We start from the raw sequence: 23,993 nt of genomic DNA, 5'->3' as shown, positions 1-23,993 counted from the left end.
ATCCCTTTGCGTGGGATGGGGTACCGCGTGAGGGTGAGTGAAAACGAGTGCCTGATCGAGGCGAGTGTCGAGGACGTGTTCGCGATTCTCACGGACGGCTGGTCGTACGCCGGGTGGGTGGTGGGTGCGTCAAGGATTCGGGACGTCGACCCGCCGTGGCCGGAGCCTGGTGGCCGGATCCACCACTCGGTGGGCGCGTGGCCGTTTCTGCTGGACGACACCACTACGGTCCTGGAGTACGAGCCACTGCAACGGCTGCGACTGCAGCTTCGGGCCTGGCCCGTCGGGCTCGGTGAGGTGGAGTTCCGGGCGACGAAGACACCGACCGGGTGCCGCCTGGTCATGACCGAGCAGGCCACCAGCGGCCCGGTCGCGCTGTTGCCGGGGCGACTGGCCGACCTGCTGCTGCATCCCCGCAACGCCGAGGCGCTTCACCGCCTCAAACTCCAGGCGGAGAAACGCTCCTGACGTGCGTTGTCAGGTCTCGGACTCGGTGGGTAGATGTTGCTCGACGGCGGTCTTGATGCCCGCCAGGGTCTGTTCGAGTTCGTCATCGACCGGCGTGGGGTCGGTGGTGTGCAGGCGGACCGTCAGTTTCGAGGTTTCGTCGGCGACGAAGTCGACGATCAGTTCGCCGTGGTAGTCGTGGGCGCCGTCGGTGCTCCACCGGAGGATGCGGTCCTCGGCGAGTACATCGATCCAGCCCTCGCGGTGCGCACCGGCGGCGGTGACGTCGATCTCTTGGTGCACGGCCTGATGCGGCCGGCGTGCCTCGGGGCCCTGCGCTTCGACGGGGGTCGCCTTGGTGCGGTGCAGTGCGGTCAGCTGCGGCAGGTATTCGGGCAGATGGTCGAGGTCCGACAGCCGGTCGAACAGGACGTTCGGCGCGACGTCGATAGTGGTCCAGGCTTCGTGGCTGGTCATGAGTGCTCCTTGTGCAGGCGGAGCTCGGGGAGGATTTCGGTGCGGTAGAGGTTCATCATGTCGACGGTGTACGGGCCGATGTTGGCGACGTACACCTCGTCGAAACCGGCCTCGACGTACGGAGTGAACGCGTCGACGTGGACGTCCGCCTTCGGGCCACAGGCAACGGACTGGGCCGTGGACGCCTTGGTCACCAGTTGGCTGGCCTGTTCGAAGTGCCGCGGTGAGGGGAGTACCTGGGCGAGCTCGCCGGGGACTCCGGAGTTGGCCCAGATCCGGTGGGCCTGCTCGATGCCTTCGTCCTCGGTCGGCGCGTAGCTGACCTTGAATCCGGCCTGCGCCGGCTTCGACCCGCCGCCGTTGTCCCGGAAACGCTGCAGTAGTTCGCGGTCCGGTGAGGTGGTGATGTAGCCGTCGGCGATCCGCGCTGCGACATCGGTTGCCTCAGGCCCGAATCCGGACATGTAGATCGGCAACGGCTCCTGCGGCCGGGTGTAGATCCGCGCGGTGTCGACCGTGTAGTGCTTGCCGTGATGGCTGACGAACCCGTCCTCGGTCCACAGCCGCCGCATGATCTCGACCGCTTCCTCGAGCATCTCCAGCCGTACGTCGAGGGTTGGCCAGACCGTGCCGAGGATGTGCTCGTTCAACGCCTCGCCGGTCCCGACCCCGAGCGTGAACCGCCCGTTCAGCAGTACGGCGCTGGTCGCGGCCGCCTGCGCGATCACGGCCGGATGGATCCGTACCGTCGGACAGGTGACCGCGGTCGTCACCGGCAGCTCGCAGACCCGGGAGATCGCGCCGATCGTCGACCAGACGAACGCGCTTTCGCCCTGCTGGTCGTTCCACGGATGGAAGTGATCGCTGATCCACAAGCCGTCGAACCCGGCCTCCTCGGCCATCCGGGCCTGCTCGATCAGTTCCGCGGGCGTGTATTCCTCGCTGGACAAGAAGTATCCGATTTTCACGCGCACCTCCGCGTCGCTCGCTTACCCATCGGGTGCCCGATGTCGCGTTCTCCAATCGCCAGGTCTGCTATCGCTGGTTGCGGGTCAAGGAGACGGCCGCCGCCGTGGCGCCGGCGGCGACTGCGCCGATCAGTCCGCGATGCCTGGACGCCCACGTCTGGAAGCTGCGCGGCGTCGACCGGTTGTCGAACGCTCCGTGCGCGCCGTAGTCGCGCTCCTCGTCGGCAGGTTCCCACAGATTCGCGGCCTTCTCGGCGGGCTGGTCGGCCTGCTGCGCCTTGTAGCCGGTGCGCGCCAGGTAGCGGTCCAGGAGTCCGGCGGCGAACTTGTTCGCGATCAGCGTGGCCACGGTCGGTGCCCCGACCCAGTACTCGCGCCGATTTGGATGATCGGCCGCATAGACGACGGCGTCCGCAGCGACTTCGGGCTGGAAGATCGGCGGCACGGGCTGCGGGTGCTTCGGCAGCCGGGACAACACCCAGGAGAACTGCGGTGTGTTGACGGCCGGCATCTGAACCATGGTCACGTGCACGTTGGACTTGTCATGCATTAGTTCGCACCGCAACGAGTCATGGAAACCCTGGATCGCGTGCTTCGCCCCGCAGTACGCCGACTGCAGCGGGATCCCGCGGTACGCGAGCGCCGACCCCACCTGCACGATCGCGCCGTGATCGCGCGGCTTCATCCGGCTCAGCGCGGCCCGCGTTCCGTGGACGTACCCGAGATACGTCACCTCGGTGGTGCGCTTGAATTCACTGGGCTCGATGTCCAGGAACGGCGCGAACACGGACGCGAAGGCGACGTTCACCCAGACGTCGATCGGCCCGAGTTCCTTCTCCACCCGATCTGCGGCGGCCTCGACCTGTCGGTAGTCGGCGACGTCGACGGAGATCGGGAGCGCGATCCCGCCGGCGGCTGTGACATCGCGCACGGCGCCTTCGAGGCCCGACTCGCCGCGAGCAAGCAACGCGACCTTGTCGCCGCGCCGGGCGAATGCGATCGCGCTCGCCCGTCCGATGCCGCCACTGGCGCCGGTCACTACGACAACCTGTCCCACGGATCCTCCTCAGGTAACGAGCCGACGTTTCCCCTCTCCGGTGACCACGACGGACCGCCCGAAACCCGTTTGCTGCCGAACACCCCGGGTACCGGCCGGGCCGTTCGGGTCTCGTCGGGAGGATGGGCATGAGCACGACAGTCGGCGACTACGTACTCCAGCGTCTGCGGGACTGGGGTGTAGAGCACGTCTTCGGGTACGCCGGGGACGGCATCAACGGACTGCTCTCGGCCTGGGAGAAGGCCGGCAACGAGCCGCGGTTCGTGCAGGCCCGGCACGAGGAGATGGCGGCCTTCGAAGCAGTCGGTTACGCCAAGTTCACCGGCCGCGTCGGCGTGTGTACGGCGACCAGCGGTCCGGGCGCCATCCACCTGCTGAACGGGCTGTACGACGCGAAGCTCGATCACGTTCCTGTGGTGGCGATCGTGGGGCAGACGGCGCGGAGCGCGATGGGCGGAAGCTATCAGCAGGAGGTCGACCTGCACACGCTCTTCAAGGATGTTGCGTCCGACTACTGCGAGACGGTGATGGTCGCGGAGCAGCTGCCGAACGTCCTCGACCGGGCGATCCGGATCGCGGCGACCCGGCGTACCGTGACCGCGCTGATCATTCCCTCCGACGTGCAGGAGCTGGACTACACGCCGCCGTCGCACGCGTTCAAGATGGTGCCGTCGAGCACGGACCTGACCTGGTCGGCGCCGGTCCCGGCCGCGGACCAGCTCGAGCGAGCGGCGGAGATCCTGAACTCGGGGGAGAAGGTCGCGATCCTGGTCGGTCAAGGGGCGCGTGGCGCGGTGGCGGAGCTGACGGAACTCGCCGATCTCACCGGAGCCGGTGTCGCGAAAGCCCTGCTGGGCAAGGACGTGCTGTCCGACGAGCTGCCTTGGGTGACAGGCTCGATCGGGTTGCTCGGGACGCGGCCGTCGTACGAGCTGATGATGGATTGCGACACCTTGCTGGTCGTGGGATCGAACTTCCCCTATTCGCAGTTCCTGCCGGAGTTCGGGCAGGCGCGGGGGATCCAGATCGATCTCGATCCCACGATGGTCGGGATGCGGTACCCGTTCGAGGTAAATCTCGTCGGGGACGCTGCCCAGACTTTGCGCGCGCTGATCCCGTTGGTACGCCGGAAGGACGACCGGTCGTGGAGATCCGGGATCGAGGACAACGTCGCGCGCTGGTGGGAGGTCATGGAGCGTCGCGCGTTCACGTCCGCGGATCCGATCAACCCGGAGCTGGTGTTCCACGAGTTGTCGCAGCGGCTGCCGCGCGACGCGATCCTCGCGGCGGACTCCGGCTCCGCGGCGAACTGGTACGCGCGGCACATCCGGATCCGTGGAGAGATGCGGGGATCGCTGTCCGGGACGCTGGCCACGATGGGTCCTGGGGTGCCGTACGTGATCGGGGCGAAGTTCGGGCTCCCGGACCGGCCCTGCTACGCGTTGGTGGGGGACGGCGCGATGCAGATGAACGGGATCAACGAGCTGATCACGATCGCGAAGTACTGGCAGGAGTGGGCGGATCCGCGGCTGGTGGTCGCCGTACTGCACAACAACGATCTGAACCAGGTGACGTGGGAACTGCGGGCGATGGGAGGCTCGCCCCAGTTCCTGCCTTCTCAGGAGCTGCCGGAGTTCCCGTACGCCGGGTACGCGAGGCTGCTCGGGCTGCACGGGGTGACGGCCGAGAAACCGGAGGAGGTCGTGCCGGCGTGGGAGGAGGCGCTGCGGGCGGATCGCCCGTGCGTGGTCGAGTTCCGCACCGATCCCGCGGTGCCGCCGATTCCGCCGCATGCGACGTGGGATCAGATCGAGAAGGCGCTGGAGTCGATTGTCCGCGGTGACAGCGATCGGTCCTCGATGATCAAGCAGGGGTTCAAGGCCAAGGTTCAGGAGTTCCTGCCCGGTCGGTCCTGAGCCGTCCAGAAGCCGATGCGTACGCCGGCATGGTTGAACGTGCCGGGCATCGACTCGGCCAGCTTCGCGCGGGTCGTCGGATCGACGTCGAGGTCGTAGCGATCGGCGATGTGGCTGACCGCGGCGCTGGTGGTGAGTAGTACGACGTTCCGTCCTGGGCACCCGGCGGGACCTTCGCTGAACGGGATGATCGGCCAGGGACCGTCGGCGCGGCCGTCCAGCCAGACCGCCGGTTCGAACCGGTTCGCGAAGTCGAGTGCGTCGTCGTCGCGATGGAACACCGAGCTCACGATCACGAACTCGGCACCGGCCGGCGCGATCCTGCCACGCCATTCGGTGTCCTCGTGCGACTGACGCAGGACGACCAAAGTAGTGGGCCACAACCGGACGGACTCCTGCATTGCGGCGCCGGCATGGGCCAGCAAGGGCGAAGCCTCTGGGTGATGTGCCTCGGCGACGATGGGCTCGAGTCTCGACCGGTCGGTGCCGAGTACGGCGAGGAGTCGCCAGAGCGCGATGCCGGCGGCGTCGAAGGCGAACAGCCAGTGCGGCACCTGACCGGCCGGGTCGAGTGCCTCGGAGTGTCGGTCGAGGGCCTCGACGAGGCTTCCGGTTTCGGCCTTGTCGACGTACTGGGAGAGGGTCCCGAGGAAGCGTGCGCGAACATCGTCGTGAGCCGGGCCCAGTTGCGCCCAGTTCGCGTCGGCGCGGAGCTGGTCGAGTTGCTCGGTGAGCTCCACGTCGTTGCGGGCCGCATCCCCGAGCACGATCCGGCGTACGACGCGAGACCAGACGGTGCGGAACTCGTTCCAGCCCAGGGTGCTGGCGTCCAGGCCGTCGAGCTCCTCGTTGACCACCTCGACGAACCGGTGGCCGTGACGATGTACAGGTAGGTGACTGTCGAGCGCATCCTCGTTCAGCTCACGACGTCCGGCTCGGAGGGGCGGGCCGGTGACCAGGACCGCATGTGGTTGGAAGTGCGTCAGCGCCCCGATCTTCAGACCGGTTGCGGCCGCGAACGGTTCGGGTGTTTCCGCCAGCAGTCGATGGACGTCGTCGGCAGCGAGAACGAGTGCGATCGTGCGCCCGGCGATCCGCAGCAGGACGGGCCCCTCGCCGTACTGACGACGGAGCCGCCGGACGCAACGGAGCGCGCGGTCGTCGACGTGTAGCTTCTCGGCGAGCGCGCCCAGGCGTGGTCTGCGAAGGATCGGTCCCTGGGCGACGACCGGGCCGAGGACGTCGCGCACGATCCGGGCGCAGTCCGGCGCGGAAGCGGTTGGCAGAAGAGTCGACATGTTGGTCCGGTGTCCGCCGCTCCGCTGCCGAAACGGTCGGGTCTGCCACGGGGCGTGCGCGGGTACCGGCAGGGCATGCGGTTGCGGCGTAGTCATCCGGAGCAGGCGGGGTTCACCCGCGTGCGGCGAGGGCGCGGGTTCAGTTATCACGATGCTGAGGGCAACGTCATCGACGAGACGGACACGGTCGAGCGAATCCGGACGCTGGCGATTCCGCCGGCTTGGCAGGACGTGTGGATCTGTCCGTTCCCGAACGGGCACATCCAGGCCGTCGGGACCGATGAGGCCGGGCGCCGGCAGTATCTGTACCACGACGACTGGCGGTCGGCGCAGGATGCGGACAAGCACGATCGCGTGCGGCAGTTGGCGCGCAAGCTGCCCGCATTCCGGGAGGCGGTGGACGAGGACCTGCGTGCGCGGGGCCTGCAGCGGCGGCGCGTGCTCGCGGTCGCGTTACGGATGCTGGACTACGGCGTGTTCCGGACGGGCAACACGGAGTACGCCGAGGAGTACGGCAGCCGGGGTGCGGCGACGTTGCTGCGTGACGACGTACGGGTCAGCCACGGGAAGCTGGTGTTCGACTTTCGTGCGAAGGGTGGGCAGCGGCGGACGTTCGAGCTGGACGACGCCAACCTGGTGGCAGCGGTGCGGTCGCTCAAGCGAGGTCGGCACAAGTTGGCGCAGCTGCTGGTCTATCGCGACGGCGACGAGTATCACGAGATCGATGCCGGGATGATCAACGACCGGTTCCGCGAGCTGGTCGGTGAGGACTTCACCGTGAAGGACCTGCGGACCTGGACCGCGACCGTGCACGCCGCGGTGGATCTGGCCGAGGCGGAGCCGCCGACCACGAAGCAGGCGCTGAACTCGGCGGTGAAGGAGATGCTCGAGGAGGTGTCCGAGCACCTCGGAAACACGCCGGCCGTGGCCAGGGCGTCGTACGTCGATCCGCGCGTCGTCGAGCAGTACGAGCACGGGCACACGATCGCGGACACCGTCAACCGCGTCGGCGACGACCTCGCCGACGAGGAAACGAGAGCACGGCTGGAACGCTCCGTGAACAAGGTCCTCGACCAGGGCGCCCGGGAGTAGCGCCTGACGCAGTCGGGTACCGGGGTGATGTCACCGACCGGCGGCTGCTCGCACGGTATCGCCGGCCGGTGACCTGGGGGCCACGGTGACCGGGAGTCTCAAGCGTGCTCGCCGTCGAGGAGTTCGTGGATCTGCTCTAGTGCGTGCTGGATGTCGGCGTGGTTGTACTGCGCTGCGCGGGACTCGGCGCTGATGACGCCGCAGCGGTGGACCCGCTGGAAGTCGCCGTACGGGAACTCGTAGTGTCCCTTGGTCTCCTCGTCCATCTCGGTGTCGACACCGAGGAACCACAGGCCGTAATCGCTCCAGCCGTGCTTGTCGAGGTACGCGTTCTGCTCGGCCGCGGTCGGGGCGTGCTCGCTCCAGTCGTCCCGCTCGTCCTTGGCCGTCTGGCCCTTCTCCACAAGGCTTTTCGCGTGCTCGAACGCCTTCTTGTTCAGCTTCACAGTCATACCCGCCTGGTTCCCCATCGGCGGACGGGTAACCCATCCGGATCAGCAGATTCACCGGCGTGTCCTCGGGTCGTTGCGGGTACCGGTACGGCGCGATACGAGGAAGGTGAAACAGCAGTGAGGTTCATGACGTGGAACGTGTGGGGACGGTTCGGCGACCACTGGCTCCGGCGCCAGCGGGCGATCGCCGAAACGGTGCGGGCGCAACGACCCGATTTCCTTGCCCTGCAGGAAACCTGGCGAGGCGACGGACAGTCCCAGACGGATCTGTTCGGGTTCGAGTTGGGGATGTCGTCGGTGTTCGCGCCGTCGCGGATGCCGCGTGACCCGGATCCCGGCGTACGGCTCGGGCTGGGCATTCTGAGCCGCTTTCCGTTGCGGGCGGTCGAGCAGCACACCTTGTCGACCGGCACCGTCGCGCTCCGGGCGGAGATCCGGCTGGGCGAGGACAGTCTGCACTTCATCACCAGCTGCCTGGACTGGGAAGAGGACCATCAGCGGGAACGCTTCGCGCAGGCGAGTTCGCTGGCGTCGCTCGTGTCCGAGCTCAGGGCCCGCGGTGACGACGTGGTGGTGGCCGGTGACTTGAACGCGCCACCCGACCGCCCGGAGCTCGAGCCTCTGCTCGACGTGCTCGACGACTGCTGGCAACAACAGGTGTACGACGGCGTCACCTACAGCTCCCGCAATCCCTACCTGGGGAACGGCGAATGGCTCGAGGACCATCGGATCGACTACATCCTGGCCAACGACGGTCTGGTCCCGACGGACTCCCGCCTGACCGGATTCGACGAGGACCACGGCCGTCCGCCGTCGGACCACTACGCCGTCGTCACCGACGTACCCGTCACCTGATGGGGATGGGGATTGTGAAGTGGACGGCCGGGCTGTGGCGGGGGTCGGTGCGGCCGTCGTGGATTTCGTTGGCGAGGCTGCGCCAGAAGGGTTCGGCGCCTTCGACTGCCGCGTTGGTGTGCAGGTAGATCGTGTCGTAACCGGGGGTGTCGGCAACGAAACGGCAGGCGAGGTCGACGAGGGCGCGGGCGAGACCGTGGCGGCGGTGGCTGGGGCGGACGTAGACGCGGAAGAGCTGGGCGGTGGTGCCGGAGGGGTACCGCTCGGCGATCCAGGGCGGGTGCGGCGGGCTGTTGGGGCCGTCGGCACGTATGGCGGCGGTTCCGACGACCTCCTCGTCGAGTACGGCGACGAACAGCCGCTGCCGGGGATCGTCGAAGTACGCCGTACCGGGGTCGATGACATCGGCGTGCCAGCGGGGGATGTACCCGTGCCCGAACACGTGGTAGAAGGTGTCGAGCATGACCGATCGCGCGCCGTCGATGTCGGTCCGCCGTGCGGTGCGTACGACGTACTCTCCAAGGCGTCGTTCAGGCGATGGGGTCAAGGGTTTCCTCCAGACCTGAGGCGGTCACCAACGCGCGGGTGACCGGATGCTGTGGCTCGGCCAGCAGGCCGGCGGTGGTGCCGTGTTCGACGATCCGGCCGGAGTCCAGTACGGCGACCCGGCCGGCGAGAGACGCGACAACCGACAAGTCGTGCGTGATGATCAGGAGCGCGCAACGAGTCGACTCCTGCAGGGTGCGCAGTACTTCGATGAGCTCTGCCTGTACGACGGTGTCGAGGCCGGACGTGATCTCGTCGCAGATCAGCAGGTCCGGTTCGGCCAGGAGAGCACGAACGAGCGCCGCGCGCTGCAATTCACCACCGGACATCGCAGCGGGCAAGCGGGTTGCCGTTGACTCGGGAATGCCGAGGCGGCTGAGGCCGTCGACAGCGCGTTGCCGCGCTTCGGCACGATCCAGGCCGCGCAGCCGCTCGGCGGTCCGGGCTACCTGGTCGAGTACGGGCGTGAACTCGTTGAACGAGGCCCGGGTGTCCTGGTGGACGTATTGGATCCGGGCCAGTTGTTCGCGGGTCCGTCTTCGCAGCAGGGGCGACAGCCGCGCGTCGCCGAGGAGGAGCTCGCCGCTTCGATAGGGATGAAGGCCGGCTATGCATCGCGCCAGCGTGGTCTTGCCGCTGCCGGAGCGGCCGACAATCGCGAGCGTGTCACCGGCATCGACGGTCAGCGAGACCTTGTGCAGTGTCTCGGTACGTCGATGGCCCGCGACCAGGTCGTCCACCTTGAGAACAACTGCGCCGGACGGCGGCGACGAGGGGAGTGCGCTCAATCGTTGGGCGTCGACCAGCCGCCGGGTGTAGGGGTGCTGCGGTGCAGAGAGGACCTCTGCCGGCGGACCGGCCTCGACGATGCGGCCGCTGTTCATGACCAGCACGTGGTGCGCGAGGCGGCGTACCAGGTGCAGATCGTGGGTGAGGACGAGGATCGCGATGCCTTGCTGGGCGACGGCGCGCAGCTCGTCGATCAGGCCGGCGCGGATCACGGCGTCCTGGCCGGTGCTGGGTTCGTCGGCGATGAGAAGCGCGGGGCGGCCGATCAGCTCATGGGCGAGGACAACGCGCTGCTGTTGCCCGCCGGAAAGCTGGTGCGGATACCTGCGCAGCAGCTGCTCGCCGTCGGGAAGCTGAGCTTGTTGCAACGCATCCAGGATCCGCTGCCGAACCTGCGCACGTGGTGCGTGCAGTCGTGCGATCTCCTTCAGCACGGCGCCGATCCGTCGTACCGGGTTCAACGCTCCGGACGGCTGTTGCGGCAGGTAGCCGATCGATCCCGCGATCTGCAGATGCCCGGTGGCCGGCCGCTCGCCGAGCAGGGCCAGAGCGGTGGTGGTCTTGCCGCTGCCGGATTCTCCGACCAGGGCGGTGATGCTGCCGGCCGCGAGGGTGAACGAGAGGCCGGACACGATCTCGCGTTCGGCGATCCGCACGCTGAGGTCGCGTACTTCGACGACGTTCATCGGGCCTCGTCCCGGAGCAAGCGGTCGAAGATGAGGTTCGCGCCGACCGCCATCATCACGAGCAGCAACGCCGGTACGACGACGGCCCACGGCTGGACGAAGAGGCCGCCGCGGTTGCGGTCGACCATCGCGGCCCAGTCGCTCGCCTGTGGCGAGATGCCGACGCCGAGGAAGCTGGCCGAGGCGATCAGGTAGGTCGCGCCGGTGAAGCGCGTGCCGATGTCGGCCGCGAGGGTCCGGCGCATCGACCGGGCGACGTACCCGAGGCCGATGCCGATCCGGCTCTCGCCTTGGAGCCGCATCGCTTCGACGGCCGGTCGCGCGGACAGCGCCAGCGCGGCGGCCCGGCTGATCCGGATCACGTCCGGAAGGTTGATGAGGGCAACGACCGCGACGAGGACCCAGACGGACTGCGGCGCGATCGACACGAGCAGCAGGAGCATCAGCATCGACGGGACCGCGAGCAACAGATCGAGCGGCCGCATCAGCAGCTCGTCCAGGGCGCGGCTTCGCGTCATTCCGGCGACCAGTCCGAGCGGTACGGCGACGATGTACGTGCAGATCGTGGCGGCGACGGCGACGAGGATCAGGGACCGTCCGCCCAGCAACACCTCGTTCCACACGTCGCGCCCCACGAAGTCGGTTCCGAAGCGGCCGTTGGCGCCGAACGGCACGTCCTTGGTCGTGTCGCCGGAGGCGAAGAACGGGCCGACCAAGGCAAGGAGGAGTGGTACGGCGAACAAGGTCGCAGGCAGGAGGTAACCGCGCGCTGTCTTCATCGGACGCCCTCCGCCGCGGGCGCGAGCGTACGGGCCGCGAGGTCGGCCAGGAGGTTGACCACGACAGTGGTGGTTGCCAGCAGGACGGCCAGCCCCTGGACCACCGGAAGGTCGCGCGCCGCGACCGCCTCGGCCAGGGTGGTTCCCAGGCCGGGGACGACGAAGATCGCCTCGACGACGATCACCCCACCGACCAGCCAGTCGACCGTGCGGGCCAGTTGCTGGACCGATGGCGCGAGCGCGTTGGGCAACGCGTGTAGCAGCCGGATGCGGACCGGCGACAGTCCGATCCTCCTTGCGTGCCGGACGTAGTCCGACCGCTGCGCGTCGATCATCCCGGCCCGCACCAACCGGCTCAGCGAGCAGATCGGGCGCAGCAGGAGCACGAAGACCGGCAGTACGAGAACGGCCGGGTTGCCGGCGAGCGACGTACCGACGGCTGTTGGTGGGAACCAGCCGAGCTGCACCGCGAAGACCGTGACCACGAGGATTCCCATCGCGAACTCGGGAGCTGAGTACAGCCCGACCGTGCTCCCGGTGATCAGGCGGTCCCAACGACTGCCCTCCCTGTGCGCGGCGAGCAGACCGAGCCCCAGCGACAACGGAATGAGCAGTACCACCGTCAAGCCGGCCAGCAGGACCGTCGGCGCGGCTGCGGCCGCCACGATGTCCGCCACCGAGCGGGGACCGATCAACGAGTGACCGAAGTCGCCGTGCAGCGCCGCGGCCAGCCAGTCGCCGAGCCGATGCCACGCCGACTCGTTCAGGCCGAGGCGTTCCCGAAGCGCTGCGATGATCGCCGGGTCCGGATTGTCCCCGGCGATCGTCACCGCGGCGTCGCCGGGCAGCGCCTCGGTCAGGAAGAACATCCCCGTCATCACCACGAGGACCTGGACGATACCGAGCAGCAAGCGATGGACGACGTACCGTGTCACGCGATCCAGACCTTGTCGAAGCGCGCCCAGTTCAGCGTGTTCGCGGGGGCGTTGGCGTCGACGCCTTGCACGGTCGGCGCCGACGCGACGATCCAGTCCGAAACGCCCCACCAGAGGAAGCCGCCCTCGTTGAACAGCTGCTCCTGCATCCGCAGGTAGAGGTCGGCGCGCCGCTTCTCGTCGGTGGTCGACTGGGAGTCGTAGTACAGCTTGTCGAACTCCGGCCGCCGCCATTGCGTGTTGTTCGTCGTGGAGCTTGTCAGCAGTCGCTGCGAGATGTGCGACTCGAGCGGCATCGCGCCCGACCGGTAGCTGGCCAGTACGCCGTTCTTCGCGATGTCGGCCCAGTAGGTGTCCTTGTTGCCGAGCTTGACGTTCAGGTGGAGTCCGATGGCGCGCGCCTGGTCGCTGATCGCCAGTGCGGCCTCCTTCAGGCCGGTCGAGGCGTCGGAGGTGTCGAAATCGATCGTGAGACCGTCGGCGCCGGCCTGCTTCACCAGCGCCTTGGCGCGCTCGGGATCCTGGCTGCGCTGCCCCAGGCCATCGGCGTAGTAGCGGTAGTTCTTGCCGTAGAGATCGTTGCCGACCTCACCCGACCCGTGCAGCACGGACCGGATCAACTCGTCGCGGTCGACCAGGTGGAACAGCGCCTGCCGTAGCTCGGGCCGGTTGAAAGGCGGACGATCGATCTTCATCGCGAGCCCGTGGAAGTTGCTCAGCGGAAGTCGATGGATCTGAACGGTCTTCTCGTGCGTGCGGGCACTGGTCGGCGTGAGGTCGTGTGCGTACTCGACCTGCTTGCCTAGCAGGGCGTTCACGCGCGCCGCCTCGTCATTGCTGATCACGAGGTGCAGCTCCTCGACGTACGGCGCCCCGTCCCAGTAGTCAGGGTTGCGCTCGGCAACGAAACTGCGGCCGGGCTCGAACGACCGGAACCGGAACGGGCCCGACCCGATGGGCTTGGCCGGGTCCGGTGTGCCTGCCGGCACGATATACGTCCCGAGTGTGGCGAGTGCGTTCGGGAATTCGCCGTACGGGCGCTTGAGCCGGAACTCGATCGTACGGTCGCCGATCGCGCGGCTGTTCGCCAGATCGATCACCGACAGGGCCGACTTCGCGCGCCGGGTGGATCCCGGCTCGACGATCCGCGCGAAGCTCGCCAGCACATCCGCGGGCCGTACCGGACGACCGTCGTGGAAGCTTGCCTCGCGCAACGTGATCCGCCAGGTCCGCAGGTCGGCGCTCGGCTCCCAGCCCTGGGCGAGCCGGGGTTGTGGCGACATGTCGGAGCCGTAGTCCGCGAGCTTGTCGAACAACGCCTTGGCCCGCGCGATCTCGACGTACAGGTTGGTCTGATGCGGATCGAGCACCTCGGCCGCGCCGCCACCGGAGAACACCGCCCGCAGCCGGCCCCCGGACCGCGGCTGCCCGCCAACCGGCGACGTACCGCTGCCGTCAGCACACCCGGGCAGCACCGCAGCCGCCGCCCCCGCCGAGGCGAACCCGAGCAACGCACGACGACTCAACGACCGACTTGACGGGGACATCTAGGACCTCACTCCTCACGACACCAGCAGACAATCGAAAATGATAATGGTTTTCATATCATCTGACCAACTGCCGGAGTCCGGGTCCCAAAAGCAACCGGCCGAGACCCTGTCGGGGTCTCGGCCGGTTCGGTGAGCTGGTCGCTCAGGGTTGGGTGTTGGTTTGCAGTGGGTGTTTCGGTACGGCGACGCGGATCTTCGCGGCTGTGGTTTCGGCCGGTACGGCGATGGTGCCGCGGGAGACCCACTCGCTGATGTTGGCGACGATCGTGGCGACTGCCTTCTGCGAGGCCGCGTCGGGGGAGGGGACCGTCCAGTTCGACGGACAGCGGCCGACGAGGAAGCAGCCGTAGGCGAAAGTCGAACCGTTCAGGACGCGAGCGCCCGACGGGGCGGTGTACGCCGTGACGTGCATGGGCGCGGCGCGGCCGTTCGAGCGGCACGTTCCGTTGCCGCTGACGAGCGTTGTCTGGCCCGGCTGCTTGTAGAGATCGGGCCAGACGTAGTCGACCTCGCCGGCGATGAACCCGGGCAGCGCCGTACCGTTGGGAACACCATCGAAGATCCATCCGCTGCCGGTTGTCAGCGTGTTGCCCATCACCGGGCAGATGTAGTCGGCGCCGAGCAGCGGCTGCGAGGCGTAGGCGTCACCCTGGTAGCGCCACGTCGTGGAGTTGTAGCCGTCGGTGTACCGGTCGATATCCCACGACCGACGCGTCTCGTCGGTGAAGGTGATCAGGCGGTACGCAGTGTTCGCGCCGAGGTTGGCGACATTGACACCGCGGGCGATCGCCTGGCTGAGCGCGGCTCGCATCCGCAGCGAGTAGTACTCGTCGTGTCCGGGCAGGAAGAGCGTCTTCGCTCGTGTGGGCAGTTGACCGCCGTACTGGTCGAGGTCGTTGTCGGTCCAGTACGTGACGTCGAGTCCCTTCGACTCGGCCCAGAACACCAGTCCCTGTTCGAGTGTGAGGTACTGACCGGAGCCCTGGCCTTCGTTGTACGGCCGGTCGAACGTCAGCCGACCGGAGCCGCCGTCGACTCCGCCGGTGTAGAAGCCCGATCCGCCGTAGCTGTTGTATGCCTGCCAGGTCGCGGTCGCTTGCTGGATCATCAGGTCGTGCTTGGTGCCGGTGTCGTCGCGGACCGTCAGCGGTGCGTACGTCGCGGAGGTGCCGTCGCTGATCTTGATCAGGTATGTTCCCGGGATCCAGTCCTTGTCCACGGGGATGCTGAGCGTCTTGGACCAGGCCGCCGCCGACGTCATCCGCAGCGGTTTGCCGTCGGCCGTCGCGCCGCCGGTCGTCGGTGCCTCCTGAAGCACTGTCGGTACGTCGTCCTGCCGCCAGATCTCTCGCGCGCCGAGTCCGGCGTAGTACCCCATCCGGTAGGCGACGACGCTGACCGGGTTGCCGGAGGTGACCTTGAGGTCGACGGAGTCGCCGCAGCTGGCCGAGACCTGCGTCAGGTAGGCGGCGAGAGTGCCGTTCATGCTGGTCGGGATGACCCAGTCGCCGGTGCCCGACTTCGCGTTCTCGGTGGTTGTTGCCGGCCAGGTGTCGGGGCATCCGGCAGGAGGTGCGACGAAACCCGCGGCCGCGACGACCGGCATCTCGGCGGGCGGTGCGATGAACGCGATGCTTCCGGCGCCGCTGCTCAGGACGGTGCCGGTGGCGTTGGTTGCGGAGACGGTGAGGCTCATCGTTCCGCCGTACCGGGAGAGCTGTACGCCGTTCACCGGGATCGCCAGGCGTGCGCCGATTGCGACGTTGAGCGGTGACTTCGGTTTCCAGGTCGCGTAGCCGCCGCTGACGAAGAGCGTGCCGTTGATGGTGCTGTACGTGCCGGTGGCGCCGGTCGGCAACTGCATGCGTACGGCGCCGAGGGTGCCCGCTTTGGTGATCGTGGCCTGGTACGTCAGATTCGTTGTCTGGGCGGGAATCGGGTTCGTCGCCTTGATCGCGACGGCGGCCGTGTAGGTCTTCAACGGCTGCAGTACGCCGGCGCCGGACGTGATCACCTGGCCCGCCGTGCCGATCGACTTGAATCCCAACGTCCACGGGCCGCCCGCGGGCAGCTTCAGGCCGTACAGCGGGATCGCGAGTCGCGCGCCGACGGCAACGTTCGTGACGCGCGCGGGTCGCCAGCGCAGCACGGTGCTCGTGACCGAGCTGACTGTGCCGTTGATCGACGTGACCCGGCCGGTCGTCCCGGCCGGGATCGCCATCGTGATCTCGCGGATCGAGCCCGCCTTGAGGACGGTCGCGCGGTACGTCAGCGTGGTCGTGCCGTTCGACGCCTGCGTCGCGGTAATGCTGACGCCGGCCGCGGCCGCGTCGGCCGCCCGGTCGATGAACACGATCGCCGCGGCCGCAAGAGCCAATGCGGCAGCTGAGGCAAGAAGCCTCCGAAACATGGGTTCCCCCCAGGTCGTTCCAATGAATCCCCGAAGGGAGAGTACGAGATCAACCGCCGGCGCGGTGAAAATGTTGCCGATCAGTGATGAATTGGCCTAGATCACAACTTTGGGTGATCGGCCGGTCGCTGAGAGCAGGTCACCGGGCGGTTTCACAAGCCGGGACCATACACGCTACTCACCGGTCATGTAGGGCCCACCAACGAGTCGCCGTTTCCCCTTGTTGCTAAGGGTTTCCTAATTTTGCAACAAGCTGCAACGGGCTTGCGCCGGCGCGTGTTCGAAGGATAAAACTCTCCTGACTTTCTTCGCCGGTGTCACTCGGGGTGCGCCGGATCCGCCCGATCTTGGAGTGTCGATGCGCCGCACCCGCAGGTTGCTGACGTATGCCCTCGTTCTGTCCCTCCCGGCGTCTCTGGGAGTGCCCGCCACCGCGCTTGCGCATCCGCAGGAGGTGGCGCAGGTCGCCGTACCGCAGGCGGCACGTGCGGCCGCTGGTCCGTTGGCGGCGCCGTTGCCCGCGCGGGTGAAGAACGCGTCGACGGTCGCGGCCGCGACCGGGAAGCCGGCGCGGGTGCGGGAGCTCGAGGAGCGGCGTACGGCGTCGTCGACTTCGTACCGCATGAGCGACGGTACGACGCAGGTCGAGTTGTCGACGGAGCCGGTGCATTACAAGGATTCCAAGGGCAAGTGGCAGAACGTCGACACCAGGGTGACCGCCGGCACCGGTGAGGACTCGTTCGAGAACGCGAAGAACTCGTTCCGGACGCGGTTCGGTAAATCGAGCGATCGTTTGCTGACCTTCGAGGCGGACGGGGAGTCGATCGGTCTCGGTGCGGCGGGTGACAAACGGGCGTTGACGCCTGTGGTGAAGGACTCGTCGGTCGCGTTCCCGGACGTGTTCGGCACGGCGGACGTGCGGTACTACGTGTCGCGCACGGGCGTGAAGGAGACCGTTGTACTGACGGCTGCTGCTGACGTGGCGGGTGAGTACGCGTTCGAGTTGCACACCAGCGGGTTGACCGCGAAGGCGCAGCCGGACGGTTCGATCGGGTTCTTCAAGAAGAACGACGACGAGCGGCCGAAGTACGTGATCCCGGCCCCGAACATGTACGACTCCTCGGCGGCGAACCAGCTGGGTCAGCCGGGGTACTCGGACAAGATCACCCAGACCGTGACTCAGCAGGGTGGCAAGACGCTGCTGACGCTGAAGCCGGATCAGGCGTGGCTCGCGGCGAAGGAGCGGGTCTTCCCGATCGTCATCGACCCGACGATCGTCGTCGTACCCGACCCGACGGCCGCCCAGGACACCTCGATCTCCGAGGCGAACTCAGGCACCAACTACGGCACGAACCCGACGGTGCTGGTAGGCGACGACGCGAGCCACAACACCTGGCGCGGCCTGCTGAAGTTCGACACCTCGATGATCCCGACCACAACGACGATCCGGTCGGCAGATCTGAACATGCACTACGGGGCGGGCTTCGGTGCGGACGTGAAGCTGCCGTTCGCGGCGGTCAAGGTCACGTCGGACTGGTCCGAGGCCACGGCGACGTGGGCGTCGATGAGCGCGGCGTGGAACGGGACGTATGCAACCAATACGGTGACGGTCGACGACCAGGACACGTTGTCGGCGACGTACGAAGGGCCGTGGAAGTACCAGAGCAATGCGAGCGCGGTGAACGGGTCGTTCTCCTACGCGCCGACAGCAACTACGCCGGACACGTTCACATGGAATGCCCGGGTACCGAGCGAGGGTGATTATCAGGTACGGGGGTTCTACTTCCAGTCGTCGGTGCGCGGAAAGTTGCCGACAACACTTGTTGGAGCGACGCCCGACGGCCAGGTGACGACGCAGTCCACGACCTGGGATCAGACGGCCGGTGTCGCGGGGGGCGCGCAGTGGTACACCCTGGGCACCATTCATTCGCGTCCAGGCAACACGACGCAGGTCAAGATCACTCGCGACCAGTCCGGGGTGGCCACCATCCCGGTCGCGGACGCGATGTCGTGGACGAAGTACTCGACGGCGACGAAGCAGGCAGGCGATCGGGACGGGTGGCACTCGTACGGGCTGGGCAGCTATGTGCAGTCGTGGGTGAACAGTCCGGCATCGAACTTCGGTGTGATGCTGAAGGCGGTCGACGAGGCACCGGCGACGGCGCCGGCCGGCGGTCTGTACTACAGCGCGAGCGAGGGGACGTACGGCGGGGAGACTGCAGCCCGGCCGAATCTGGTCATCACCTACGACGAGCCCGGCGTCACGCTGAACCCGCCGACGACGATCAACGCATCCGGTGCGGAGCTCACCTGGAACAAGTACATCGACCCGACGCCGGCCGACGACGACGACCTGGTCGAGTACCAGATCTTCCGGGGTTGCCGAGCGCTGCCGGGGAACACCTGCCCCACGCCGGTCGGTGACTACTTCTCGACCACGTCCCCCGGCGCCCTTGAGCTGGTCGGCACCGTCGCACCGGACGTCACGTCGTTCACCGACGCGACTGCGAAGCCGTCGACTGCAACTGAGCCTGCGACGTACAGCTACTGGGTTGTGGCGCGGACGGTGGGCGACGGTACGTCGAACGGCAAGGCCGCGTCGAACGTGCAGACGGTGACGATGCCGCGCGAAGGCCGGATCATGCAGTCGTTCGGCGGTGACATCTCCGACACCACGTTGAGCAAGACGAAGGCGACGGAGAACGTGTCGCGTCCGGATGGCGGTACCGGGAACACGCGGTACTGGGTGCAGGTGGGCAACAACCACCCGACGTACGGCGTCGAGCGCGGGGTGTTCGAGTTCGACACGTCGGCGATCAAGCAGGGCACGAAGGTCACCGACGCGCGGGTGGAGCTGTTCTCGAACTACGGCTCCGGCGCCGGCAGCGCCACGCTTGACCTGCACGGGCTGACGCGCGACTTCGTCGAGACCGAGGCGACCTGGAACCAGGCGTCGTCGACGATCAACTGGACCGGCGCGGGCGGTGACTACGACCCGACGGTGCTGACCAGCCTGACCTCGGACAACAACCCGAAGCGATTGACGTTCACGTCGTCGGCGCAAGGCAGTGTGCTGCTGCCGAAGATCCAGTCGTGGGTGGACAACCCCGGCAACAATCACGGCTTGTTGCTGAAGACGCACGACGAGACCGTGCAGCAGCAGCTGTTCAGCATCACGAACGGCGAGTCCCCGGACACGCTGTTCCGGCCACGCCTGTGGATCGAACACCTGGCCAAGAACGACGCCGAGACCTACCAGGCCGACGAGATGCCGGAGCGGTTCGTTCCGGGCACGACGATCACGACGCCGGTGACGGTGACGAACACGACCAACCAGACGTGGCCGGCCGGTCTGCAGCTGTCCTACCGGTGGACCGAGCCGGGCAGCGCGACCGACATCACCGTGTCGGGGGACCGCAACTTCGTGCCACTCGGCAAAGCGCTGGCGCCGGGCGAGTCGGTCAGGCTGAACCTGCCGATTCGCACGCCGATCAACTCCGACACCGGCACCAAGCGTCTCGCCTACGACATCTACCTGGATCTGTGGACCGGCTCGGACTGGTTCTCCAAGACCGTCCCGCCGTCGTCCAACACGACGCACCCGTCCCAGGGCTGCGTGGTCGTCACAACGGGCTATCTGTGTGTGGATCGCTACGTCGAGGACCCGACCTCCAATCAGTTGGGGCTGGAGAAGTTCCTGTCGTACACCGGCGAGGAGACCGGCGGCGGCTCGCAGTTCCTGACGAACCTGTACAGCGGCAACGCGGTCTGGTCGTACGACGCGTTGTCGAACCCGTCCATCGGGCCGTCGGCGTTCGTCCGGCTGGCGTACAACTCGATGGACGGTACCGACCCGGGAGCGGGGTTCGGGTTCTCGGTGCAGCCGGCGACGCTGACCCGGCTGGGTAGCCGGCTGTCGGTGCCGAGCGGCGGTAGTACGAACAACCTGATGACGTTCGTCGACGGTGACGGCACGACGCACACCTACAAGCTCGCCACCGAGACGGCGAACCTGCTGACCTATACCCGGCCGGCTGGTGTCGGCCTGGACCTGACGAGGGATCTCACTGCGGACGCCGCGCATCAGTGGGTGTTCAGCCGCCCGGACGGCACCCGGTTCTACTTCAATCAGGACACCGGTCTGCAGACGTCGGTCGTGGACCGGAACGGCAACACGATGTCCTTCAGCTACGACGGCAACGGTCGCCTGACGACGGTCACCGATGCTCGCAACCGACAGGTCCTGACGCTCGGCTACAACACTGCTGGGCTGGTGTGGATCCGGGATCTCTCGGGGCGTGCGCTGAAGTTCAACTACAACAGCTCGCACCAGTTGACCAAGCTCGAGGACGGTGGCGCGTTCGACCCGGCCACGGCGACCTTCGGGGCGGGTGCGCCGGTGAAGGCGTTCCAGTTCGGCTACACCGACACCTCGAACAACGGCAACACGAAGCTGATCTCGGTCAAGGACCCGCTCACTGCGGAGACCAAGGTGCAGTACTACACCTCGACGGAGAACTCGACGTACGCGCTGTGGCCGAAGAACTACACGGACCGCCGAAATAACAACACGACGTTCTCCTACGCCGACCCGGACGGGTCATCGGCGAAGGACATCGTCGCCACGGTCACCGACGTCAACGGCTCCACGCCGTCGGTCACGACGTACCGGATGGACGGCTACGGCCGCACCACCAGCATCCTGGACGCGAACCAGAACGCCACGGGCGGCACGAAGGCCACCCTGCTGGCCTGGGACAGCGACCACAACGTCATCCGGCTGCAGGAGCCGAACGACGCGGTGTCGACCTGGGAATACGACCCGAAGACTGGATACCCGCTCGTCGTGAAGGATGCGATGGCGGTCAAGAACGGTCTGCCCGGTGTGGTGCTGACCTACCAGACGCTGACGACCGGCGCGAAGCCGACGGTGTTGTTGTCGAAGAAGAGCGCTGCCGGCCGGACCGGCACGTTCACCTATGACGCGAACGGCAATATCAAGACCGTCAAGAACGGCCTCGGCTTCGGGCCGACGTACGCCTACAACTCGAACGGGACCCTGGCGACGGTCAACGACGCTCGGGGCAACGCGACGCAGTACGGCGCGGACTCGAACTACCACGCCAGCGGCTACCCGCTGTCGATCACCGATCCCGAACTGGCGAAGACCGACTTCACCTACGACGACCGCGGCAACGTGCTGCAGGTGAAGGACGCGTTGTTGCGGTTGACGACGGCGGAGTACGACGCGTTCGGCCGGCCGACGAAGATCACCAAGCCCTTCGACGGGGCGGTGGTGCGGACCACGGCGACCGACTACGACCTGAACGACAACGTCACGAAGGAGACCGCGCCGAACGGTGCGCAGTCGGTGTCGACGTTCGATGCTGCGGACAACTTGTTGACCAAGACGCTGCCGGACAACAACACCACCGGCCGGCAGCTCGCCTACACGTACGACGTGCTGGGCCGCAAGGTCACCGAGACCGCGCCGAAGGGTGTCGCGACCTCGACGGATCCGAACGATTTCGTCGCGAGGTACAGCTATGACCGGATTGGTCAGGTGCTGAAGGTCGAGACTCCGTTCGTTGACGGCGGGTCGACGAAGACGCCGACGACGACGTTCGAGTACGACCTGGTCGGTAACCAGGTGACGGTGATGGATCCGCTGCGGAACGCGTCGCCTGCGACGGACTACACGTCGAAGACGGTCTATGACCTGAACCACCGGCCGACCGCGGTCACCGACGCGGCCGGGTATACGAGCAAGACGGTGTACGACGCGGACGGTCTGGTCACGGCGGAGATCAACCAGGCTGGGAACACGAAGAAGACCGACTATGACGGGGCCGGTCAGCCGGTCGCGATCCATGTCCCGCATACCCCGATTGGTGGGCATCAGGAGGATCGGGTCACGAGACTGGCCTATGACCAGGCCGGGAACGTGACTCGTCAGACCCGGCCCAGTGGCCGGTATTCCGAGACGGTGTATGACAAGAACAACCGGCCGGTGCAGAACAAGTCCGCGTTCGACACGGCGACGACCTTGTACAAGACGCCGTCGAGCACGTTCATCCAGTATTTCCCGACCGGCGAGATCAAGGCGCAGTCCGAGCCGACGTTCGGCAGCTCTGGGTCGCAGTGGACGAACTTCACCTACTTCGGTTCTGGTGACATCAAGACGTCGACGGATCCGTGGCAGATCACCGCGACGTACGGCTACAACGCATTGGGTCAGCAGACCGACCGGACGCTGACGGTGCCGGGTGACGACGCGAAGCGGACCCAGGCCTGGGGCTACTACCCCGACGGTGCCATGCAATCCCGCTCCGACACCGCCGCCCAACAGCCGGTCGACATCATCGACAACGCCGACATCTGGCAGACCAGCTCAACGGGCACGTGGAACACGGTTGCTGGTGGCACCAACACTCAGGGTGCCAACTACCGGACGCACGCTGCAGCGGCCGTTGGTACGCCGGAAGCCAGCGACACGTTCAACTGGCGGGTGCTGCCGGATGTTGCGGGTTCGTTCGACGTCTACGCCTCCTGCCCCGTCGCCACCGGCGCCACCACTGCAGCGACGTACACGATCAACCACTCGACGGGTGCCGCTACGAAGACGGTCGACCAGAAGGCGTGCACGGCAGCCACCCCGTGGGTGAACCTGGGCAACTATTCGTTCCCGAACGGTGTGGCGAAGACCATCACCTTGAAGCCGTCCGCGACTGGTGTGGTGAGTGCGGATGCGATCAAGCTGGTCTCGACCAGCCCGGTTGAGTCCCGGTCGTTCACCTACAGCTATGACCTGAACGGTCAGCAGACCGAGGTCAAGGACAACAACCCGAACGCCGCGACCGACACGTTCAAGATCACGACCGACGGTCTGGCCCGCACCACCCAGGTGCAGGAGCTCAAGGCTGGCACGAACAAGGCGACGACCGACTACACCTACGACCTCGACTCCAACGTCTTGTCCACCAACGCGCAACGCCCGGCAGACCCCGGCACCGGCAGCCCTGCGGTTGGCCGCTACACCGGCTACACCTGGGATGTCCGCAACCTCGTCGACACTGTCAAGGCCGGCGCCACACCCGCGGGCCCGTTGGACACTTGGAGCTATACCTATGACGGGCGCGGTCTACGTTCCACCATCACCAAGCCGAACGGCAACCTGACGACGTTCACGTATCACGAGGACGGCAGGCCCCGGATCCAGACCGAGAAGCACGGCCAGCAGCTGATCTCGTCGCATGCACTGCGCTACACCCCCGATGGCGACCGTTCGCAGGACGTCGAGAAGGTCCTGAAGGCGAACAGTTCGGAGTATCTGGATCAGGCGTCGAACTACTCCTATACCCCGGCGCGTCAGTTGGAGGCGGTCGTCAAGAGCGGTGTCGAGAAGGGCGATAACGAGTCCTACGAGTACGACGCGGCCGGCAACACCATCAAGCAGGTCATCGGCGCGACGACGTCGACGATGACCTATGACCGTAACCGCCTGACCAAGACGGTCACTGGCACGACGACGCTGAATCAGCGCTACGACCCGTTCGGCCGTTCGACGACGTCGGATGTTGGTGCGCAGGTGGTGGAGCAGAACGCCTACGACGGCTACGACCGCCTGGTCCGGCAGCAGAAGTTCGACACCGCCGGCGCCCCAACGTTCACCCGCAACCAGACCTACGACGCGTTCGACCGCGTCACGAATCAGTCCGAAAAGGTCGGCGCCAACG

16 protein-coding genes are annotated in these 23,993 nt (G+C 66.9%); 5 read left to right on the top strand and 11 right to left on the bottom strand.

The window, feature by feature from the left end; all coding sequences use genetic code 11:
• Positions 1-33: 33 nt before the first annotated feature.
• Positions 34-468 carry an SRPBCC family protein gene (locus EV649_RS39245; RefSeq protein ID WP_198682946.1) on the top strand — a complete coding sequence of 145 codons (435 nt, stop codon included), beginning with the start codon at positions 34-36 and terminating at the stop codon, positions 466-468.
• A 9-nt stretch (positions 469-477) separates the two neighbouring features.
• On the opposite strand, the gene EV649_RS39240 is transcribed toward EV649_RS39245, so the two are convergent.
• The 3 genes from EV649_RS39240 to EV649_RS39230 form a co-directional block, all read right to left on the bottom strand.
• Positions 478-924 carry an SRPBCC family protein gene (locus EV649_RS39240; RefSeq protein ID WP_130388814.1) on the bottom strand — a complete coding sequence of 149 codons (447 nt, stop codon included), beginning with the start codon at positions 922-924 and terminating at the stop codon, positions 478-480.
• Positions 921-1,892 (bottom strand): TIGR03557 family F420-dependent LLM class oxidoreductase, encoded by a 972-nt coding sequence (locus EV649_RS39235; RefSeq protein WP_130388813.1) that lies wholly within the window; start codon positions 1,890-1,892, stop codon positions 921-923. The genes EV649_RS39240 and EV649_RS39235 overlap by 4 nt, the downstream gene beginning before the upstream one ends.
• Before the next feature lie 67 nt (positions 1,893-1,959).
• Positions 1,960-2,949 carry an SDR family oxidoreductase gene (locus EV649_RS39230; protein WP_198682945.1) on the bottom strand — a complete coding sequence of 330 codons (990 nt, stop codon included), beginning with the start codon at positions 2,947-2,949 and terminating at the stop codon, positions 1,960-1,962.
• 128 nt (positions 2,950-3,077) lie between these two features.
• On the opposite strand from EV649_RS39230, the gene EV649_RS39225 reads away from it, so the two are divergent.
• Positions 3,078-4,865, top strand: a complete 1,788-nt coding sequence (locus EV649_RS39225; RefSeq protein WP_130388812.1) for a thiamine pyrophosphate-requiring protein — start codon at positions 3,078-3,080, stop codon at positions 4,863-4,865.
• Here EV649_RS39225 and EV649_RS39220 read toward each other — a convergent pair.
• The gene (locus EV649_RS39220) at positions 4,838-6,163 is read right to left on the bottom strand and encodes a cytochrome P450 (RefSeq protein ID WP_157996405.1); all 1,326 of its coding nucleotides are present in this window, start codon (positions 6,161-6,163) and stop codon (positions 4,838-4,840) included. The genes EV649_RS39225 and EV649_RS39220 overlap by 28 nt on opposite strands.
• Before the next feature lie 9 nt (positions 6,164-6,172).
• On the opposite strand from EV649_RS39220, the gene EV649_RS39215 reads away from it, so the two are divergent.
• Positions 6,173-7,255, top strand: coding sequence for a DNA topoisomerase IB (locus EV649_RS39215; protein ID WP_241999242.1), 1,083 nt, complete (start codon positions 6,173-6,175; stop codon positions 7,253-7,255).
• A gap of 98 nt (positions 7,256-7,353) precedes the next feature.
• Here EV649_RS39215 and EV649_RS39210 read toward each other — a convergent pair whose 3' ends face one another.
• The gene (locus EV649_RS39210) at positions 7,354-7,707 is read right to left on the bottom strand and encodes a hypothetical protein (RefSeq protein WP_130388809.1); all 354 of its coding nucleotides are present in this window, start codon (positions 7,705-7,707) and stop codon (positions 7,354-7,356) included.
• A 126-nt stretch (positions 7,708-7,833) separates the two neighbouring features.
• On the opposite strand from EV649_RS39210, the gene EV649_RS39205 reads away from it, so the two are divergent.
• Entirely contained in the window at positions 7,834-8,562 is a 729-nt protein-coding gene (locus tag EV649_RS39205; protein ID WP_241999266.1) for an endonuclease/exonuclease/phosphatase family protein, read from the top strand.
• On the opposite strand, the gene EV649_RS39200 is transcribed toward EV649_RS39205, so the two are convergent.
• From EV649_RS39200 to EV649_RS39175, 6 genes are all read right to left on the bottom strand, one after another.
• Complete coding sequence (locus tag EV649_RS39200) at positions 8,555-9,109, bottom strand: GNAT family N-acetyltransferase (protein ID WP_198682944.1); 555 nt, start codon at positions 9,107-9,109, stop codon at positions 8,555-8,557. The two genes, EV649_RS39205 and EV649_RS39200, sit on opposite strands and share 8 nt — an antisense overlap.
• Positions 9,093-10,583, bottom strand: a complete 1,491-nt coding sequence (locus EV649_RS39195; protein ID WP_130388807.1) for an ABC transporter ATP-binding protein — start codon at positions 10,581-10,583, stop codon at positions 9,093-9,095. Before EV649_RS39195 ends, EV649_RS39200 begins: the two co-directional genes overlap by 17 nt.
• Positions 10,580-11,362: an ABC transporter permease subunit gene (locus EV649_RS39190; protein WP_130388806.1), complete on the bottom strand. Its 783-nt coding sequence runs from the start codon at positions 11,360-11,362 to the stop codon at positions 10,580-10,582. The genes EV649_RS39195 and EV649_RS39190 overlap by 4 nt, the downstream gene beginning before the upstream one ends.
• On the bottom strand, positions 11,359-12,297 hold the full coding sequence (locus EV649_RS39185; protein WP_241999241.1) for an ABC transporter permease: 939 nt from the start codon (positions 12,295-12,297) through the stop codon (positions 11,359-11,361). Before EV649_RS39185 ends, EV649_RS39190 begins: the two co-directional genes overlap by 4 nt.
• Entirely contained in the window at positions 12,294-13,844 is a 1,551-nt protein-coding gene (locus EV649_RS39180) for an ABC transporter substrate-binding protein (RefSeq protein ID WP_130388805.1), read from the bottom strand. The genes EV649_RS39185 and EV649_RS39180 overlap by 4 nt, the downstream gene beginning before the upstream one ends.
• Positions 13,845-13,989: 145 nt before the next feature.
• Positions 13,990-16,257, bottom strand: a complete 2,268-nt coding sequence (locus EV649_RS39175; RefSeq protein WP_130388804.1) for a N,N-dimethylformamidase beta subunit family domain-containing protein — start codon at positions 16,255-16,257, stop codon at positions 13,990-13,992.
• Positions 16,258-16,615: 358 nt separating this feature from the next.
• Here EV649_RS39175 and EV649_RS39170 point away from each other — a divergent pair.
• Positions 16,616-23,993, top strand: a 7,378-nt coding sequence (locus EV649_RS39170; RefSeq protein WP_130388803.1) for a DNRLRE domain-containing protein, incomplete at its 3' end; no start/stop codon positions are given.

Origin of the sequence: Kribbella sp. VKM Ac-2569 (genome assembly GCF_004216905.1) — a bacterium.
Classification (GTDB): Bacteria; Actinomycetota; Actinomycetes; order Propionibacteriales; family Kribbellaceae; genus Kribbella.
Note: the sequence above shows the minus strand (reverse complement) of the source record. Positions and strands in the feature narration are given on the sequence as shown.

Coding starts and splice junctions, on each gene's coding strand:
- EV649_RS39175 (WP_130388804.1), bottom strand. CDS start 16,257: ATGTTTCGGAGGCTTCTTGCCTCAGCTGCCGCATTGGCTCTTGCGGCC.
- EV649_RS39225 (WP_130388812.1), top strand. CDS start 3,078: ATGAGCACGACAGTCGGCGACTACGTACTCCAGCGTCTGCGGGACTGG.
- EV649_RS39220 (WP_157996405.1), bottom strand. CDS start 6,163: ATGTCGACTCTTCTGCCAACCGCTTCCGCGCCGGACTGCGCCCGGATC.
- EV649_RS39240 (WP_130388814.1), bottom strand. CDS start 924: ATGACCAGCCACGAAGCCTGGACCACTATCGACGTCGCGCCGAACGTC.
- EV649_RS39195 (WP_130388807.1), bottom strand. CDS start 10,583: ATGAACGTCGTCGAAGTACGCGACCTCAGCGTGCGGATCGCCGAACGC.
- EV649_RS39180 (WP_130388805.1), bottom strand. CDS start 13,844: ATGTCCCCGTCAAGTCGGTCGTTGAGTCGTCGTGCGTTGCTCGGGTTC.
- EV649_RS39210 (WP_130388809.1), bottom strand. CDS start 7,707: ATGACTGTGAAGCTGAACAAGAAGGCGTTCGAGCACGCGAAAAGCCTT.
- EV649_RS39190 (WP_130388806.1), bottom strand. CDS start 11,362: ATGAAGACAGCGCGCGGTTACCTCCTGCCTGCGACCTTGTTCGCCGTA.
- EV649_RS39205 (WP_241999266.1), top strand. CDS start 7,834: ATGACGTGGAACGTGTGGGGACGGTTCGGCGACCACTGGCTCCGGCGC.